This window comes from Paraburkholderia sp. GAS334 (assembly GCF_050436625.1).
GTDB lineage: Bacteria > Pseudomonadota > Gammaproteobacteria > Burkholderiales > Burkholderiaceae > Paraburkholderia.
In genome coordinates, this window is record NZ_JBNDMO010000013.1 from 77,168 (window position 1) to 95,242 (window position 18,075).

Here is an 18,075-nt window from a genome sequence, read left to right on the forward strand (position 1 = left end):
CATGATGAACGACGCCGTCGCCCGATTTTTGAATGCGGGCGACGGCGACCGCATTATTAATAGCGGTAGTGGTTCGGCTTGAACGGACCGTTCTTGTCGACGCCGATGTAGCCAGCCTGATCGTCCGACAGCACGGTCAGGTTCGCACCGATGCGCGCCAGATGCAGACGTGCAACCTTTTCGTCGAGCTGTTTCGGCAGCACGTACACCTTGTTTTCGTACTTGTTGCCTTCAGTGAACAGTTCGATCTGGGCGAGCGTCTGGTTCGTGAACGAGTTCGACATCACGAACGACGGGTGACCCGTCGCGCAGCCGAGGTTCACGAGACGGCCTTCAGCCAGCAGGATCACGCGCTTGCCGTCCGGGAAAATGATGTGGTCGACCTGCGGCTTGATGTTGTCCCACTGGTACTGGCGCGTCGACGCCACGTCGATTTCCGAATCGAAGTGACCGATGTTGCAGACGATCGCGTTGTGACGCATCGCCTTCATGTGGTCGTGGCCGATCACGTGGAAGTTGCCGGTCGCCGTCACGAAGATATCGGCCTTGTCGGCAGCGTATTCCATCGTCACGACGCGATAGCCTTCCATCGCCGCCTGCAGTGCGCAGATCGGATCGATTTCCGTGACCCACACGGTTGCGCCCAGACCACGCAGCGATTGCGCGCAGCCCTTGCCCACATCGCCGTAACCTGCGACAACCGCGATCTTGCCCGCGATCATCACGTCGGTTGCGCGCTTGATGCCGTCGACGAGCGACTCACGGCAGCCATACAGGTTGTCGAACTTCGACTTCGTGACCGAATCGTTGACGTTGATCGCCGGGAACGGCAGACGGCCTTCCTTTTCCATCTGATACAGACGGTGCACGCCGGTCGTCGTTTCTTCGGTGACGCCCTTGATGTGAACGAGGCGCTTCGAATACCACGTCGGATCCACATCCAGGTGCGCGGCGATCGACTTGTACAGCGCGGTTTCTTCTTCGTTGGTCGGCGTCGAGATCACCGAGCGGTCCTTTTCAGCCTTCGAACCGAGGATCAGCAGCAACGTCGCGTCGCCGCCGTCGTCGAGGATCATGTTCGCGAATTCGCCGTTCGGCCATTCGAAGATGCGGTGCGAGTATTCCCAGTATTCGTCGAGCGATTCGCCCTTGTACGCGAACACCGGCGTGCCGCCCTTGGCGATGGCTGCAGCAGCGTGATCCTGCGTCGAGAAGATGTTGCACGATGCCCAGCGCACGTCCGCGCCGAGCGCGGTCAGCGTTTCGATCAGCACGCCCGTCTGGATCGTCATGTGCAGCGAACCAGCGATACGCGCGCCCTTCAGCGGCTGCGACGCCTTGTACTCTTCACGCGTCTGCACGAGGCCCGGCATCTCCGTTTCGGCGATGTCGAGTTCCTTGCGGCCCCAGTCGGCCAGCGACATGTCGGCAACGATGTAATCTTTTGAATCTTTGGAATCGTAAACTGCGGCGTTCATCACGCCCTCCTTTCTAAAAATTGACTAGAAATTTGACGTGAGCGCGGTTCGATGCGGTGGGTAAAAAGCGCGAGGCGCATTCTAGCCGTCCGATTGAAGCCTCCGAGCCTGGCGGGCAGCACGCGAATGCAGATTCGCGGTACCCGTCGCAACGCTCCTCGGAGACGAACGGCGATTGTAGCAAATCGAGATGGGTTAGGGATCAACGAAATGCGCCCGAATGTGGGCGCTTCTTGCGCCGTCGCGCCTTCGAACGATGTGTTCGCGGTTTCGCAGGCAATGAAGTACTCGGTCGCTCCGTTATCACGGAGGTCATGTCAGAACGGCAGAAAGCCCAATGCCGGCGCGAGCAGCACCATGACGACGCCCGCGATCATCATCGTCAGGCTGGCGACCACGCCCTCTTCGCTGCCGAGTTCGCGCGCCTTCGCCGTGCCCACGCCGTGGGCCGCCGCACCGAACAGCGCGCCGCGCGCGAGCCGCGTGCGCAGCGGCACGAGCGCCAGCACGATTTCACCGAACAGCATGCCGCAGACGCCCGTCGCGATCACGAAGAGCGCGGTCAGGTCTTTCGGGGCGCCGATCTTGTCGGAGACGGCGAGTGCAAACGGCGTCGAGACGGAACGCGTCATCAGGCTGCGCTGCAGTTCCGGGGACAGATGCAGGAGCTTCGCGAGCGCAAGCGACCCGCCGACCGCGACGATGATCCCGACCGTCACACCGACGGTGAGCGAAATCCAGTGACGCTTCAGCAGATCGCGATATTCATAGATCGGCACCGCGAACGCGACGGTCGCCGGGCCGAGCAGCCACATCAGCCAGCGCGTGTCCTGAAAGTAGACCGGATACGGGATGTGCGCGACCAGCACGATCACGGCCAGCACGACCGGCACGGCGACGAGCGGCGTCAGCCACGGGCTTTTGAAACGTGCGTAGAGATACTTCGACGCGAAGTAGAGCGCCACCGTCATCACGAAGCAGCCGGCGGCGATGAGCCGCGCGGCGTCGTCTGCGAACAGGGATGAGTAGAAGGCGTTCATGGGATGGGCTTCGCGGCTGGGCGGGCTGTATCGGCTGGATTGGCTGGATTGGCGATGTAAAAGTGCGGCGCCGGATCAGGCGCGCGCGGCGAGGCGCGTCACCCGCACGCGGCGCAGCGCGAGACGGCGTTCGAGCCGTGCAGCCTGTTCGACGGCAAACGCAACGGCCACCATCACCATCAACGTGCCCGCCACGACGACAAGCGCCAGACGCCAGCCGTCTTCCTTAAAGAGACCGCCGTACTGAACGGCCGCGACGGCCGCCGGAATGAAGAACAGCAGCATGTCGGACAGCAGCCAGTCGGCGCCGGACTTGATCCAGTTCGTCGGTATACCGCCGGAAAAGAGCAGCGCCAGCATCGCGACGAGGCCGACCACGCCACCCGGCACGGGCAAACCAAGATGGCGCACGATGAAATCGGCGACATACCATACGGCAGCCAGCACGGCGCTTTGCACGGCGATCCGGGCGACGCGCAGCACGCCGGCGGGGGCTGCTTGCGTGGAAAGACGTGTCGTTATCATGGCAATCCCTGGGTGACTTCTGAGTGAAAGTCAGTATAGGGTTCACGTCTTCATAAATATAATGACTTAACATCATCCACTTCATTCCAATCTGGAATCAGGAGTCCCAAAACGTGGAATTGCGCGCGCTCCGTTACTTCGTTGAGGTGGTCAGGCAGCAGAGCTTCACCGTCGCGGCCGAGCAGATGTTCGTCACGCAGCCGACGATCAGCAAGATGGTGAAGTCGCTGGAAGACGAGATCGGCTCGCCGCTTCTGCTGCGCGACGGCCGCCAGATGGTGCTCACCGATGCCGGCCGTATCGTCTATCAGCGCGGCCAGGATGTGCTCGCCGCGCACGCGCAACTGCAGGCCGAGCTGAATGACCTCGGCACGCTCGGCAGCGGTGAGCTGACGATCGGCATTCCGCCGATGGGCGGCTCGCTCTTCACACCCGCGATCGCCGCGTTCCGGCAGCGCTATCCGAAGATCGAGCTGAAACTGTTCGAACAGGGTTCGCGCGCGATCGAAGCCGCGCTGATTTCGGGTGAGCTCGAAATGGGCGGCGTGCTGCTGCCGGTGGATCCGGAGATGATCGAGGTACTGCCGGTCACGCGTCAGATGCTGTGGCTGGTCGCGCGCCGCGGCTCGCGCTGGGACGATGTGCAGCAGGTGCCGCTCGCCGATCTCGCGTCGGAGCCCTTCGTGTTTTACGGTGAAAGTCTCGCGCTCAATGACGTGGTGCTGAACGCGTGCCGCGAGGCGGGTTTCTCGCCGACGATCGTCGGACGCAGCGGGCACTGGGATTTCATGGCGGCGCTGGTGCTGGCCGGCGTCGGCATTGCATTACTGCCCGAGCCGTATTGCCGGCGGCTCGATTCGACGCAGTTCAACTGCCGGCCCGTCGTCGAACCGGCGATTCCGTGGGACATGGCGATCGGCTGGCGGCGCAACGGCTATCTGTCGCACGCGGCGCGGGCGTGGCTTGAAGTCGCGCGCGAGACGCTGCCCGGCCCGAACGGCGACGATTTCATGCATGCGCCGACGCCGGGGATTACGGGGATTCCGGCTTCGGGGTGAGGCGCCGGGCGCGTCCGGCGCGCCACATCACGCCGCAACCGCCGCTATTTCCATCCCCCGCCGCGCCGCTGCCATAAACTCCGCCGCCCGCTCGCCGATCATCACCGTCGGCGAATTCGTGTTGCCGCCGATCAGCGTCGGCATCACCGAAGCATCCACCACCCGCAGACCCGTCACGCCGCGCACGCGCAGCTGCGGATCGACGACCGAGCGCGCATCGCCGCCCATCCGGCAAGTTCCGACCGGGTGATAGATCGTGTCGGCATGCTCGATAATCGTCGCGCGAAGTTGCGCCTCGTTATGTCCGGGATGCGTGTAAAGCTCCCTGCCACCGCACAGCGCAAGCGAAGGCGCATCGAGAATGCGCCGCGAGACGCGCACGCCTTCCACCAGCAGATCGAGATCACGCGAATCGCTGAAAAAGCGCGGATCGATCACCGGCGCGACGCGCGCGTCGCCGCTCGCGAGTGTGACGCTCCCGCGGCTATGCGGACGCAGCACGCACGCGTGCAGCGAATAGCCGTGTCCCCAATGCATGTGCCGGTTGTGATCGTCGACGAGCGCCGCGCAGAAATGCAGTTGCAGATCCGGGCGATCGAGCGTCGGCCGGCTTTTGATGAAACCGCCCGCCTCCGCGACGTTGCTCGACAGCATGCCCTTGCCGTGACGCATGAAGTCCACGAACTGCGGCCCCATTCGCGCGATGCCGCGTAGCGAGATTCCCGTTGGTTCGATCGAGCGCGTGCGTTTGTTGATCGTGAAATCGATGTGATCGATCAGGTTCTGGCCGACGTCCGGCGCATCGTGAACCACCGGCACACCCATCGACTGCAGATGCACCGCCGGCCCGACGCCCGAGCACATCAACAGTTGCGGCGAGTTGAACGCGCCGGCTGCGAGCACGACTTCCGCACGCGCGTCGAGCACTTCGGTCTGCCCGTCGCGCGCCACTTCGACGCCCACCGCCCGCTTGCCCTCGAAGACGACGCGCAGCACGGTCGCATCCGCGATCGTGTGCAGATTCGCGCGCGGCCTGTCATAGACGTAAGCACGCGCGACGCTGCAGCGGCGGCCGTCGCGCTGCGTCACCTGATAGAAGCCGACGCCTTCCTGGTCCGGTCCGTTGAAGTCGTCGTTCTGCCGGAAGCCCGCTTCGACTGCGGCGCGCACGAAGCGCTCTGAGAACCGGTTGCGAAAGCGCAGATCGGAGACGGTGAGCGGACCGTCTGCGCCGTGCAGCGCGTCGGCGCCGCGTTCGTTGCCTTCGGCGCGCCGGAAGTACGGCAGCACATCCGGCCACGACCAGCCGTCGCAGCCCATCTGCGCCCAGTCGTCGTAATCGAGCGGATGGCCGCGCGTGTAGATCATCGCGTTGATCGCGCTCGATCCGCCGAAGCCGCGTCCGCGCGGCTGATATCCGCACCGGCCGCCGAGGCCCGGCTGAGGGGTCGTCTCGTAGCCGTAGTTGGTTTTCAGCCTGAACGGCACGAGGGCGGCGACGCCGACCGGCATGTTGACGAAGAGATTGCGTTTCGTGTGAGGGCCGGCCTCGATCAGCGCGATCGACGCGTCGGGACAGCTGTCTGCAAGCCGGCTCGCCAGCGCGCAGCCGCCAGAGCCCGCACCAACGATGATGTAGTCGTATTGCATCCGCTCCTCCTGGTGGGCCGCGTTGCCCGCGGCGCCTGTCTCGTGCACACTTGTCTGCGCGTGTTTCTGCGCATTGTAGGGAGCCTGCCGGACGGACGGCGCGATCGCGTCAGAGCGATCCCTCTAAACGAAACACCACCCGCGCCCCTATGATGAAAAGCTGCTGTCGGCATTCATCATCACGGCGGCGCAGCATTCAGACACCGCACAGAATGCGTCGCCGCTCGCCACGTAGCGCAGCACGCGTCAATAAAACGTAGACCCGGAAACAGACCCGGACATGCATCCGGTGAACGGAGACAGCAGATGGAACTGCGCAGCCTCGGCAAGACCCATGACGTGACCAATCAGGTCCCGCCACTCGCAGACTACAACCTCTTCGCAAGCGACGCCGCGCTGACGGCCGCCGTCGACCGCGAAGGCGCGGCGTGGCATCGTGAGGCGTTGCAGCGTCATGGCGCAGCGCTTTCCGCACCCGATGTCCTCGCGCTCGCCGAACTCGCGAACCGTCACACGCCTGAACTCTTCACTCACTCGCCGCGCGGCGAACGCATTGACGCGCTGGAGTTTCATCCGGCGTGGCACAGCCTGCTCGCGCTCTTGCGTCGCGAAGGGCTGCACGCGCTGCCGTTTTCCGATCCGCAGAAAGGTGCGATGGTTGCGCGCTGCGCCGGCTACTTTCTGCACGCGCAACTCGAATCCGGCTCGCTCTGCCCGCTAACGATGACGTTCGCCAGCATTCCCGTGCTACAACGCGAACCCGCGCTGTTCGACACACTGCGCGACAAGCTGTACACGCGCGAGCACGACCCGCGCGACCTGCCGCTCACGCAGAAGAAGTCGATGATGATCGGCATGGGCATGACCGAGAAACAGGGCGGCTCGGACGTGCGCAGCAACCAGACGCGCGCGTTCGCAACCGAGGGCGGCGGCGGTCGCGGCGCCGCGTACCGGCTCGTCGGACACAAATGGTTCTTCTCGGCGCCGCAGTGCGACGCGCATCTCGTGCTCGCACGCACCGACGTTCACGAAGGCCTGTCGTGCTTCTTCGTGCCGCGTTTCGCACCTGACGGCAGCAAGAATGCCGTCCAGATCCAGCGTCTGAAAGACAAGCTCGGCAACAGATCGAACGTGAGCAGCGAAGTCGAATTCTTCGATGCGCACGGCATCATGATCGGCGACGAAGGACGTGGCGTGCCGACCATCATCGAAATGGCGAACTACACGCGGCTCGACTGCGTCATCGGCAGCGCCGCGTTGATGCGCGCGGCGCTCGTGCAGGCGATCCATCATGCGCGACATCGCAGCGCGTTCGGCAAACATCTCGTCGACCAGCCGTTGATGCGCAATGTCCTTGCCGATCTCGCGCTCGAATCGGAAGCGGCCACGGTCCTGTTCATGCGCCTCGCGCGCGCATTCGAAGACACGAGCAACACACCCGAAGAGCGCGCCTGGCGACGCATCGTCACGCCCGCATCCAAGTTCTGGGTCTGCAAGCGTGCGCTCGAATTCACCGGCGAGGCGATGGAAGTCTGGGGCGGCAATGGTTACGTCGAAGAAGGCCCGATGGCGCGTTTCTATCGCGAAGCGCCGGTCAATTCGATCTGGGAAGGATCCGGCAACGTGATGTGCCTCGACGTGCTGCGCGCGATGGAACGCGAGCCCGACGCAGCGCAGGCCTTGCTCGCTACATGGCGCGCGACGGCGCAGCAAGCCAGTCCTGCGCTCGGCAAGGCGCTCGACAACCTTTCAGCAACGCTCGGCACCGCGCCCGACCGGCGCGAAGCCAGCGCACGCCGCATCGCGCAGCAGATCGTGCTCACCGCGCAGGCGACGCTGCTCGTGCAGCACGCGCCCGCAGCCATCGCCGACGCGTTCATCGCCACGCGTCTCGCCCAGGGTTGCGGCGACAGCGGGCGCGTCTACGGCACCTTGCCTGCTGCATTCGATCACGCGGCGATCATCGAGCGCGCATTCCCGGCGTGATCCTCGTCAACCCGTTTCAAATCAAACAAAAAGACGGCCACACCCGGACCGCCTCAAAGGCATCGAGGGAGAGACACCATGAAAAACGATCTGCCTGACGTCGCGGCGCTCGAAGCGCTGCTGCGCGAACAGCGGCATGCTTACCTGCGCGCGCCGTATCCGTCGTGGGAAACGCGCGCCGCGCATCTGAAGTCGCTGCGTACGATGCTGCTCGACAACCGCGACGCGCTCGCCGAAGCGATGAACGCCGACTTCGGCAATCGCGCGAAAGAGGAAGTGCTGCTCGCGGAATTCCTGCTCGTGAAAGGTGAGATCGATGGCGCGCTGCGGCACGGCAAACGCTGGATGAAATCGCAGCGGCGCAGTACGAACAAATGGCTGCTGCCCGCGCGCGTGAAGGTGGTGCCGCAACCGCTAGGCGTCGTCGGCATCATTGCGCCGTGGAACTATCCGGTGCTGCTGGCGGCCGGCCCGCTCATCAGCGCGCTGACCGCCGGCAACCGCGCGATCATCAAGATGTCGGAACTGACGCCGCGCACGTCGGCGCTCTTCGAACAGCTGGTCGCGCAGACGTTTCCGCGCGACCAGGTTGCCGTCGTGAACGGCGACGCTGCATTTGCCGCCGCGTTCAGCGCGCAGCCGTTCGATCATCTGCTGTTCACCGGTTCGACGCAGGTCGGCCGACACGTGATGCGCGCCGCCGCCGACAACCTCACGCCCGTCACGCTCGAACTCGGCGGCAAGTCGCCGGCGATCGTCGGGCCGCATGCGCGCTTCGACTATGCGGTGGACAGCCTCGTCACCGGAAAGACGCTCAACGCCGGTCAGACCTGCGTCGCGCCGGACTACGTGCTGGTGCCGCGCGGCCGCGAGCAGGCGTTCATCGACCGCGCCCGCGTGCAGATGTCGAAGCTGTACCCCGATTTCGCGCGCAACCGCGATTACACGTCGATCATCTCAGCGCGCCATTTCGAGCGACTGCAGCGGCTCGCCGATGAAGCAGCGGCGGCCGGTGCGCAGTTGCATGAACTCACCGACACGCCAGGCGACGCGACCTCGCGCCGCTTTCCGCTCGTCGCGGTGACGAATGCGCCCGATGAATCGGCGCTGATGCAGGAGGAGATTTTCGGGCCGCTACTGCCCGTCGTTCCGTACGACACGCTCGACGACGCCATCGCGTACATCAACGCGCGTCCGCGGCCTCTATCGCTCTATCTCTACGACGACGATGCCGCCACGATCGAACGCGTCACGCACGAAACGATCGCGGGCGGCATGGCGATCAACGAAACGCTGATGCATCTGGCGTGCGAGAGCCTGCCGTTCGGCGGCGTCGGTGCAAGCGGGATGGGCGCGTATCACGGCTACGAAGGCTTCGTGACCTTTTCGAAGATGAAGCCGGTGTTGCAGCAGGGACGCCTGAATGCGCGTGCGCTCGTCGCGCCGCCTTACGGCAGGGTCTTCAACGCGCTGATCAAGTTGATGATGCGGTTCTAGCGCGAAGACGGTCCGCCGTTGCGGCTTCCCGTCTGGGCCGAGGCATAAGCAGCCAGCGGTTCGACGGCGGTGCCGGGCGCGTCATCGGCGGCGCCGCTTTCCAGCCGGTGCAGCCACGCGAGCAGTTCCGCCACCGCCTGATACAGCTGCGGCGGAATGCGCGCGTCGATGTCGACCTGCATCAGCAGCGACACCATTTCCGGCGCTTCGTGCACGTACAGGCCGGCTTCCTTTGCGCGCTGCACGATCATGTCGGCGACGAGACCGTAGCCCTTCGCGATCACGCGCGGCGACGGATCGCCACCGTTCGCGTCATAGACCAGCGCCGCCGCGCTCTTGCGATGCGTGCGGCTCATGACAGATCCCAGTCGTAACCGGCATTCGACGGCGTAGCCGCGTGTGCCGAGGCGGCTGCCCGCGCCGCCGCACTGGCTTCTTCGCCCGCTGCTGCGGCCGAGCGCGCATACGCGCTCGTCGCCTGCGCCGCGCTGGCTGCCGCGCCATTCACGCCGCCGGCCGCCGCGCCACCGATCTCGCGAATCGACAGCGCGCTCAGATCGATCCCGGCCGCCGCCAGCCGCTGACGGAACATCTCGCCCTGCGCGGCAAGCCTCGCGGCGCCGCCGGGGCTCGCCTGCACCCGCACCATCAACTGGGTGCCGTTCAACGTCAGGTCGGCGTCGACGGTGCCGAGCGACGGCAGCGACAGGGTCAGCCGCGTGCGCCACGGATACGGCTCGTCGCCCTCCGCGCCGCCACCGCCGCGATGCCATTCGTCGCCGTCCTGTTCGATCGTCCAGTCGAGCCGCGCGCCCGGCCACGCTTCGCCAGTCCAGCGAAACTGGCCCGTTGCGAGCAGATCGAGCTGCTGGCGCACGAGCGGAATCGTCGCGGGATGGATCGACGCGGCCAGCTGCTGCGGCGTATTGGCCGCATTCGCACCGGACGCGTCGCTCGGGGATGTATGCAGCAGCGACCGCAGCGACTGCGTCGAGGTCGGGAACGCGTCGTCAGCGGCAATTTCGCGCGCGACGAACCGTGCGGCCTGCGGCGCCGGGCCGTCGGCCGCGCCACGCAACATAGCCTGGTTGCCGCCGGACAGCGGATTCTGGCTCAGCGCCCCCACCGCGCGACCCTGAAGAGGTGCGCCCGACGCCCACGGCTGCGCGGACGCATCGGCGTCTCCGGTCCAGTCGAGCGGCAGTTGAGCGGTCGCGTCGGCTAGCCGGTTTTGCGGTTCACTGGCGAGCGACGCGGGCGTGCGCTGCCCCGAAAGCCACTGCGCCAGATGCGATTCATAGAACAACCCACTTTCGGCGACCGTGCGCTGGAGCGCCGCCGCCAGCGCTGCGACCGGCAACGGCGATGCAACCACGCTCGCCGCAGCGGCGCCCGTTGCGGCGTTAGCGGCAGCGTTGCCACCCGCCGCAGCCGGTGCCGAAGCCGACCCGGCTGCCGAACCCGAACCCGAACCCGAAGCCGAAGCCGGCGTATCGAACAACGGCAACGGCATGCCTTCAAACGCGACATCGAGCGCTGGCGCAGCGGCCCACACAGGCGTCTGGCCGACGACAGCGGGCGTCGCATCGCCGCCCGAGCGCGCGATTGCGTCGAGCGTGAGCGCGACGGCGGACAGCGCCGTCTGCGCGGAAGCTTGTGGTGTGGTGGGTGCGGCGGGCAACGCGCCGCCGGGCGTAACCGGCGTATCGACGGTGAGCGCGGAGGCGCCCGCCTGCGAAGTCGCGACGTCGGCTCTCGGGCCGACCGAGAGGAGGCTGTCGACGCGGCTTGCCAGCAGCGAAGCCACAGCCGTGTCGATTCCGTTCATGCCGATTCCTCTCGCGCGCTTGTGGCGCGTGGTCATCGGTGGCGATGCGCCCCGACGACCGTGCGGGTCGATAAAAACGCGCTCAGCGCGCCTGGTAAAGTTCCTTCAGCACGCTGGCCGGACGTGTCGCAGCGAACAGCGCCGACAGCTTCGCCATGCGCGGATTCGCGAGATCGCGGATCGCGGCGTCGTCGGCGAGGATGCGGCGGATCAACTCGTATTTGCGTGCGCGTTCGGCATCGTCGAGCTTCACACCGTCTTCTGCGTGCTTCAGCCCGTCAACGAGTTGACGATATTCACCCTGCAACACCACGAGGTCATTCCAGAGCGCGTGGCGCGCTGCCATCAACATCCGGTCGGAAATCGCTGCGATCGCCTCGTAGCGGGCGAAATATTCTGCGTTCGATGTCATCTCGTGGTTTCAGCGGACGACTGTGTCGCCATCCGCGCGATCTCCGGGGCAATCCCGATCCAGGCTTCTTCGAGCGTGGCCAGCAATCCGTCGACTTCGACGAGCATGGCTTCGCTCTGCTTAATGTTGGCGTCCAGCAAGCGGCGCGCCATGTAGGTGTACAGCCCGTCGAGCCGCTCCGCGATCTCGCCACCGGCTTCAAGATTGAGCGACTGCTGCAATCCGCTGCCGATGATCTCGATCGCCTTGCCGATCGCTTCCCCCCGCGCCTGGATGTTGCCCTGCTGCAGGTGCATGCGCGCCTGCGCAATCGCCTGACGCGCGCCCTGGTACAGCATCACGATCAGACGATGCGGACTGGCGCCCATCACCCCTGTTTCGACGCCGACGCGCGCATAGGCATTGGCTCCAGCGTGTCCTTGGGAAAACATCGGCGCTCCTCCTGTGTGATGCTGATTGCGGATATCGGGCGGATTGTCGCGAGGCGTCACCGCCCGCGATCCGTCATCCCTGTATCCGGGTTATCGGATTACGAGAGGAAAGCTTTAGCCCACAGGGGAGCGGCCGGGGCTCAGACCGCCGTCTGCATGATCTCGTTGTAGGCCGAGACCAGCTTGTTGCGGACCTGCAGGCCGAACTGGAAGCCCACATTGGCCTTCTGCATGTCGACCATCACATCGTTTAGCGATACGTTGGGCGCGCCGATTTCGAAGGCATGCGCCTCGCCGATCGAGGTTTGCTGGTCGCGGCTGATCTTGTCGATCGACGCTTTCAGCGCCGAAGCGAAGTTGCCGGTCGTGGCTGCGCCGGACTCCGATGCGACCGGGGCGGCGCCGCCGGCGGCCTGCGCGGCCATCGACTGCATCTGCTGTAGCGCCGACAAAAGCGGGCTCACGGGCAAAGTCATGTTGTCTCCAGAAGAAGGAAAATCGGCGTGCCAAGGCGTGCCGATCTGGAGTGAAGCATAGCAGCGGCCCTTTTTCGAAAGACTTGAAAGTAGGGGGAAAACCCGGCTCTATTCGACCAATCAGGTTGCACCCGGGTGGGGATAATCCCTAACGTGAAAGTCTCTGCCCCTGCGCCCGTCAAGCCCGACGCGGCGGGCCGGAGCAGGACTCAAGGCATCCCGGAGATACCCGACGCATGGATTCGTCAGCCAACTCTTTGATCACCCCCGACGCCCGCATGGGCCTCGCTGGCGCACAGGCCGGCGCAGCCGGTGCCGGCCAGGCAGGCGCAGCGGACCTCGGTGGCGGCCTCGGCGGCAATTTTTCGCAGCGTCTGTCGTCGTTCCCGTCGTCGCTCACGCAGATGCGCGGCAACCCGCGTGCGCCGCTGATCTTCGCGGTCGCGCTGCTGGTGGCCATCGTCGCGGGCCTCGTGCTCTGGTCAAGGGCGCCGGACTACAAGGTGCTCTACAGCAACCTGTCGGACCGCGACGGCGGCGCGATCATCAATGCGCTCCAGACCGCGAACATCCCGTACAAGTTCAGCGAAACCGGCGGCGCGATCCTCGTGCCGGCCGATCAGGTCCATGAAATGCGCCTGCGGCTCGCGTCGCAAGGTCTGCCGAAAGCGGGCTCGGTGGGCTTCGAGCTGATGGACAACCAGAAATTCGGCATCAGCCAGTTCGCCGAGCAGATCAACTACCAGCGCTCGCTCGAAGGCGAACTCCAGCAGACGATCGAATCGATCTCGTCGGTGAAGTCGTCGCGCGTGCATCTGGCGATTCCGAAGCCTTCCGTGTTCGTACGCGATCACGAAGCGCCGTCGGCCTCCGTGCTCGTCAACCTGTATCCGGGCCGCATGCTCGACGAAGGCCAGGTCGTGGCGATCACGCATATGGTTTCGTCGGCGGTGCCGGACATGCCGGTGCGCAACGTGACGATCGTCGACCAGGACGGCAACCTGCTGACGCAGCCCGCTTCCGGCACCGGCCTCGACGCGACGCAGCTCAAATTTGTCCAGCAGATCGAGCGCAACACGCAGCAGCGCATCGACGCGATCCTCGCTCCGCTGTTCGGCTCCGGCAACGCGCACTCGCAGGTCAGCGCCGACGTCGATTTCTCGAAGGTCGAGCAGACGTCCGAGAACTACGGCCCGAACGGCAATCCGCAGCAGGCGGCCGTGCGCAGCCAGCAGTCGAGCACGGCAACGGAAATGACGCAGGGTGGCGCGTCGGGCGTGCCGGGCGCGCTGTCGAACCAGCCGCCGCAGCCGGCTTCCGCACCGATCACGGCGAGCGCGAACGGCGCGAGCGGCGTGAGCACGACGCCGCTCAGCGACCGCAAGGATTCGACGACCAACTACGAGCTCGACAAGACGGTGCGCCACTACGAGCAGCCGATGGGCGGCGTGAAGCGTCTGTCGGTGGCGGTGGTGGTCAACTATCTGCGCACCGTCGACGCGAAGGGCCACGTCACGATGCAGCCGCTGACCGCCGACAAGCTCGATCAGGTCAACCAGCTGGTGAAGGACGCGATGGGCTACGACGCGAAGCGCGGCGACTCGGTGAACGTCGTCAACAGCGCGTTCTCGACCGAAATCGACCCGAACGCGAACCTGCCGTGGTGGCGCACGCCGGAGATGATCGCGCTGGCGAAGCAGATCGCAACGTACGCAGGCATTGGTCTCGTGGCGCTGTTCCTGTACTTCGTGATGGTGCGCCCGGCGATGCGCCGCGCGTTCCCGCCGCCTGAGCCGGTCGTCGCCGCGTTGCCTTCGCCGGATGAACCGGTGCTGCTCGACGGCCTGCCATCGCTGGAAAAGGCGGCCGCCGCGGATGACTCGGAAAACGACCTGCTCTCGTTCGAAAGCGAGAAGCACAAATATGAACGGAACCTGGAATTCGCGCGCAATATCGCGCGCCAGGATCCGAAGATCGTAGCGACTGTTGTCAAGAGCTGGGTGTCCGATGAGCGCTGAAGGCGTAGTGAAGAGCGCCCTCCTGCTGATGTCGATCGGCGAGGAAGAGGCTGCGCAGGTATTCAAGTTCCTCGGACCGCGCGAGGTGCAAAAGATCGGCGTCGCGATGGCGTCGCTGAAGAACATCACACGCGAACAGATCGACGAAGTGTTGCACGAGTTCATCAAGGAAGCCGAGCAGCACACGGGTATGTCGCTCGATTCGAGCGACTACATCCGCTCGGTGCTGACGAAGGCGCTCGGCGACGACAAGGCCGGCGCGATCATCGACCGGATCCTGCAGGGCAGCGACACGAGCGGCATCGAAGGTCTCAAATGGATGGATTCGGCTGCAGTCGCCGAACTCATCAAGAACGAGCATCCGCAGATCATCGCGACGATCCTCGTCCACCTGGACCGCGATCAGGCGTCGGAAATCGTCGCGTGCTTTACGGAACGTCTGCGTAACGACGTGCTGCTGCGGATCGCGACGCTCGACGGCATCCAGCCGACGGCGCTGCGCGAACTCGACGACGTGCTGACCGGCCTCCTGTCCGGCAGCGATAACCTGAAGCGCAGCCCGATGGGCGGCATCCGCACGGCGGCGGAAATTCTCAACTTCATGTCGAGCAACCATGAAGAAGGGGTCATCGAGAACGTTCGGCAATACGACGCGGAACTCGCCCAGAAGATCATCGACCAGATGTTCGTCTTCGAAAATCTGCTCGAGCTCGAAGACCGCGCGATCCAGCTGCTGCTCAAGGAAGTCGAGTCCGAAGCGCTCATCATCTCGCTCAAGGGCGCGCCGCCTGCGCTGCGCCAGAAGTTCCTGTCGAACATGTCGCAACGCGCCGCGGAACTGCTCGCGGAAGACCTCGATGCACGCGGCCCGGTGCGCGTCTCGGAAGTCGAGACGCAGCAACGCCGCATCCTGCAGATCGTGCGCAGCCTGGCGGAAAGCGGCCAGATCGCGATCGGCGGCAAGGCGGAAGATGCTTATGTCTGATCAGGACTCCGTGCGCAAGGAAAGCCTCTCGGCCTACCAGCGCTGGGAGATGGCCTCGTTCGACCCGGTGCCGGAACCGGAGCCGGTCGACGACGGCGCCTTCGAAGCCGAACTCCAGCGCCTGCGCGACGCCGCGCATGCACACGGCGTCGCGTCCGGCCACGTGGCCGGACAGGCGCTCGGCTATCAGGCCGGCTACGACCAGGGTTACGCGCAGGGTCTTGAACAGGGCCGTGTCGAGTCGCACGCCGAAGCGGCGCGGCTTGCGGCCATCGCTGATACGTTCTCCGCCGCACTGGGCGGCGCACGGGGCGAAATCGCCGACACGCTCGTCGCGCTCGCGCTCGACATCGCGCAGCAGGTCGTCCGCCAGCACGTGCAGCACGATCCGACCGCGCTGATCGCCGCCGCCCGCGAAGTGCTGGCGACGGAGCCCGCGCTGGTCGGCGCGCCGAGCCTGATCGTCAGCCCGTCGGATCTGCCGGTTGTCGAAGCCTATCTGCTCGAAGAACTTCAGGCGCGCGGCTGGACCGTGCGCACCGATCCTTCGGTGGAGCGCGGCGGCTGCCGCGCGCACGCCAGCACGGGCGAAGTGGATGCCGGCATCGGCACCCGCTGGGAACGCGTCGCGGCTGCTCTTGGCAAGGTGAGCACATGGTGAAGCCGACGCTCGCCGAAATCGAATCCAGCGACCTGACGCCGCTCGAGCGTGAACTCGCGCTGGCGTCGTTCGGCGCGCCCGAGGCTAAACCGGCCGCGGCCGCTGCGGCGGCAACCGCAACGGGCCGCAAATCCCGTGAAGCGGCGCCGGCTTTCGTACCGGATCCGGCGCTCGAACAGAATGTCCATTTCCAGTCGTGGCGCGCGCAACTCGATGGCCTGCGCACGCGCAACGCGATCGCCCGGCCGCTGCGCGCCTGCGGTCGCCTCACGCGCGCCGCCGGGCTGGTGCTCGAAGCGGTCGGCCTGCGTCTGTCGGTGGGCTCCGAAGTGATGATCGAACTGCCGGCCGGCAGCCCGATCGCGTTTGCCGAAGCGGAAGTCGTCGGCTTTGCGGGCGACAAGCTGTTCCTGATGCCGACCACCGAAGTCCACGGTCTGCTGCCCGGTGCACGCGTCTATCCGCTCGAAAGCGCGCCGATCGCCGATCCGATGGCTGGCGCGAAGCGTCTGCCGGTCGGCTGGGAACTGCTTGGTCGCGTGGTCGATGCGTCGGGCCGTCCGCTCGACAGTCTCGGCCCGATCGGCGCGGTGAACGACGCGCCGCTGTCTGCGCCGTCGATCAACCCGCTGCATCGCGAGCCGATCCATAAGGTGCTCGACGTCGGCGTGCGCGCGATCAATTCGCTGCTGACCGTCGGACGTGGCCAGCGGATGGGGCTCTTCGCAGGCTCGGGCGTCGGTAAATCGGTGCTGCTCGGCCAGATGGCGCGCTACACGAGCGCCGAAGTGATCGTGATCGGCCTGATCGGCGAACGCGGCCGCGAAGTGAAGGAATTCATCGAACAGATTCTCGGCGACGAAGGCCGCGCGCGTTCCGTTGTCGTGGCGGCGCCCGCCGACGTTTCGCCGCTCTTGCGGATGCAGGGCGCGGCGTACGCGACCTCACTCGCTGAATATTTCCGCGATCAGGGCAAGCACGTGCTGCTGCTGATGGATTCGCTGACGCGTTTCGCGATGGCACAGCGCGAGATCGCGCTGGCCGTTGGCGAACCGCCGGCGACCAAGGGTTATCCGCCTTCCGTGTTTGCGAAGCTGCCGGCGCTCGTCGAGCGCACGGGCAACGGTCCGGCAGGCGGCGGCTCGATTACCGCGTTCTATACCGTGCTGACCGAAGGTGACGACCAGCAGGATCCGATCGCCGATTCCGCGCGCGCGATTCTCGACGGCCACATCGTGCTGTCGCGTCAGCTTGCAGAATCCGGCCACTATCCGGCGATCGATATCGAAGCGTCCATCAGCCGTGCGATGACCGCGCTGATCGACGACGCGCATCTCGACCGGACACGTCTTTTCAAGCAGATGCTGTCGCGCTACCAGCGCAACCGCGATCTGATCAATGTCGGCGCTTATTCGAGCGGGCGTGACCAGGTGCTCGATCGTGCGATTGCGCTGTATCCGCGCATGGAAGCGTTCCTGCAACAGGGTTACCGCGAGAGTGCCGGCTTCGAGCCAAGCCTCGCGATGCTCGACGCACTGTTCGAATAGGGAGACCGGCGATGTCAAAACACTTTCCGATCAAGACGCTGATTGGCCTCGCGCAGGACGACGTCGACACCGCCGCACAACGCCTCGGACGTGTGCAGCGCGAGCGCGGCGAGATCGAGGCACAGCTGGATTCGCTCGTGCAGTATCGCGACGAATATCACCGGCGTTTCACAACGACGGCGCAATCTGGCATGCCTGCCGGCAACATGCGCAATTTCCAGGCATTCATCGACACGCTCGACGCCGCGATCCAGCAGCAGCGCGGGCTGCTTGCCGCCGCGACAGCGCGCGTCGAGGCGGCGAAGCCGGAATGGCAGCGTCAGAAGCAGAAGCTGGGCTCTTATGAAGTACTGAAGGCGCGCGGCGATGCTGCCGAAGCGACGCAGACCGCGCGTCGCGAGCAGCGTGACGCCGACGAACACGCAGCACGCATTCTCCGGATGCGCGTAGAAGGCGTCTGACGCCACCGCGCCTGACTGACAC

At 65.4% G+C, this 18,075-nt stretch carries 17 protein-coding genes and 1 riboswitch; of the genes, 8 read left to right on the forward strand and 9 right to left on the reverse strand.

Annotated elements, in window-relative coordinates:
- Positions 1 to 56: 56 nt before the first annotated feature.
- The 3 genes from ahcY to P3T21_RS23025 form a co-directional block, all read right to left on the reverse strand.
- Positions 57 to 1,478: an adenosylhomocysteinase gene (gene ahcY, locus P3T21_RS23015; RefSeq protein ID WP_429258250.1), complete on the reverse strand. Its 1,422-nt coding sequence runs from the start codon at positions 1,476 to 1,478 to the stop codon at positions 57 to 59.
- Positions 1,479 to 1,510: 32 nt separating this feature from the next.
- Positions 1,511 to 1,644, reverse strand: a riboswitch (S-adenosyl-L-homocysteine riboswitch).
- Positions 1,645 to 1,795: 151 nt separating this feature from the next.
- Positions 1,796 to 2,518 (reverse strand): LrgB family protein, encoded by a 723-nt coding sequence (locus P3T21_RS23020; RefSeq protein ID WP_429258251.1) that lies wholly within the window; start codon positions 2,516 to 2,518, stop codon positions 1,796 to 1,798.
- A gap of 75 nt (positions 2,519 to 2,593) precedes the next feature.
- Positions 2,594 to 3,043, reverse strand: a complete 450-nt coding sequence (locus tag P3T21_RS23025) for a CidA/LrgA family protein (RefSeq protein WP_429258252.1) — start codon at positions 3,041 to 3,043, stop codon at positions 2,594 to 2,596.
- A gap of 113 nt (positions 3,044 to 3,156) precedes the next feature.
- On the opposite strand from P3T21_RS23025, the gene P3T21_RS23030 reads away from it, so the two are divergent.
- Complete coding sequence (locus tag P3T21_RS23030) at positions 3,157 to 4,101, forward strand: LysR substrate-binding domain-containing protein (RefSeq protein ID WP_429258253.1); 945 nt, start codon at positions 3,157 to 3,159, stop codon at positions 4,099 to 4,101.
- A 27-nt stretch (positions 4,102 to 4,128) separates the two neighbouring features.
- On the opposite strand, the gene P3T21_RS23035 is transcribed toward P3T21_RS23030, so the two are convergent.
- Complete coding sequence (locus tag P3T21_RS23035) at positions 4,129 to 5,751, reverse strand: GMC family oxidoreductase (RefSeq protein ID WP_429258254.1); 1,623 nt, start codon at positions 5,749 to 5,751, stop codon at positions 4,129 to 4,131.
- 306 nt (positions 5,752 to 6,057) lie between these two features.
- Here P3T21_RS23035 and P3T21_RS23040 point away from each other — a divergent pair, with 306 nt between their 5' ends.
- Together P3T21_RS23040 and P3T21_RS23045 are read left to right on the forward strand one after the other, a co-directional pair.
- Positions 6,058 to 7,737 (forward strand): isovaleryl-CoA dehydrogenase, encoded by a 1,680-nt coding sequence (locus P3T21_RS23040; protein ID WP_429258255.1) that lies wholly within the window; start codon positions 6,058 to 6,060, stop codon positions 7,735 to 7,737.
- A 78-nt stretch (positions 7,738 to 7,815) separates the two neighbouring features.
- Positions 7,816 to 9,234 (forward strand): coniferyl aldehyde dehydrogenase, encoded by a 1,419-nt coding sequence (locus P3T21_RS23045; RefSeq protein ID WP_429258256.1) that lies wholly within the window; start codon positions 7,816 to 7,818, stop codon positions 9,232 to 9,234.
- Here the strand turns inward: P3T21_RS23045 and P3T21_RS23050 are convergent.
- The 5 genes from P3T21_RS23050 to fliE all read right to left on the reverse strand — a co-directional run bounded on the left by P3T21_RS23050 (position 9,231) and on the right by fliE (position 12,381).
- Entirely contained in the window at positions 9,231 to 9,590 is a 360-nt protein-coding gene (locus P3T21_RS23050; protein WP_429258257.1) for an EscU/YscU/HrcU family type III secretion system export apparatus switch protein, read from the reverse strand. The two genes, P3T21_RS23045 and P3T21_RS23050, sit on opposite strands and share 4 nt — an antisense overlap.
- Entirely contained in the window at positions 9,587 to 11,062 is a 1,476-nt protein-coding gene (locus tag P3T21_RS23055; RefSeq protein ID WP_429258258.1) for a flagellar hook-length control protein FliK, read from the reverse strand. Before P3T21_RS23055 ends, P3T21_RS23050 begins: the two co-directional genes overlap by 4 nt.
- Before the next feature lie 82 nt (positions 11,063 to 11,144).
- The gene (locus P3T21_RS23060; RefSeq protein WP_429258259.1) at positions 11,145 to 11,474 is read right to left on the reverse strand and encodes a flagellar protein FliT; all 330 of its coding nucleotides are present in this window, start codon (positions 11,472 to 11,474) and stop codon (positions 11,145 to 11,147) included.
- On the reverse strand, positions 11,471 to 11,905 hold the full coding sequence (gene fliS / locus P3T21_RS23065; protein WP_429258260.1) for a flagellar export chaperone FliS: 435 nt from the start codon (positions 11,903 to 11,905) through the stop codon (positions 11,471 to 11,473). Before fliS ends, P3T21_RS23060 begins: the two co-directional genes overlap by 4 nt.
- A gap of 140 nt (positions 11,906 to 12,045) precedes the next feature.
- Positions 12,046 to 12,381, reverse strand: a complete 336-nt coding sequence (gene fliE, locus P3T21_RS23070; RefSeq protein WP_429258261.1) for a flagellar hook-basal body complex protein FliE — start codon at positions 12,379 to 12,381, stop codon at positions 12,046 to 12,048.
- A gap of 236 nt (positions 12,382 to 12,617) precedes the next feature.
- On the opposite strand from fliE, the gene fliF reads away from it, so the two are divergent.
- From fliF to fliJ, 5 genes are read left to right on the forward strand one after another with little or no spacing between them, the layout of a single operon-like run.
- Positions 12,618 to 14,399 (forward strand): flagellar basal-body MS-ring/collar protein FliF, encoded by a 1,782-nt coding sequence (gene fliF / locus P3T21_RS23075; RefSeq protein ID WP_429258262.1) that lies wholly within the window; start codon positions 12,618 to 12,620, stop codon positions 14,397 to 14,399.
- On the forward strand, positions 14,389 to 15,384 hold the full coding sequence (fliG, locus tag P3T21_RS23080) for a flagellar motor switch protein FliG (protein ID WP_429258263.1): 996 nt from the start codon (positions 14,389 to 14,391) through the stop codon (positions 15,382 to 15,384). Before fliF ends, fliG begins: the two co-directional genes overlap by 11 nt.
- Positions 15,371 to 16,045, forward strand: a complete 675-nt coding sequence (fliH, locus tag P3T21_RS23085; RefSeq protein WP_429258264.1) for a flagellar assembly protein FliH — start codon at positions 15,371 to 15,373, stop codon at positions 16,043 to 16,045. The genes fliG and fliH overlap by 14 nt, the downstream gene beginning before the upstream one ends.
- A complete protein-coding gene (gene fliI, locus P3T21_RS23090; protein WP_429258265.1) occupies positions 16,039 to 17,592 on the forward strand; it encodes a flagellar protein export ATPase FliI in 1,554 nt (517 codons plus the stop codon). Before fliH ends, fliI begins: the two co-directional genes overlap by 7 nt.
- A gap of 11 nt (positions 17,593 to 17,603) precedes the next feature.
- A complete protein-coding gene (fliJ, locus tag P3T21_RS23095; protein ID WP_429258266.1) occupies positions 17,604 to 18,053 on the forward strand; it encodes a flagellar export protein FliJ in 450 nt (149 codons plus the stop codon).
- Positions 18,054 to 18,075: the final 22 nt, after the last annotated feature.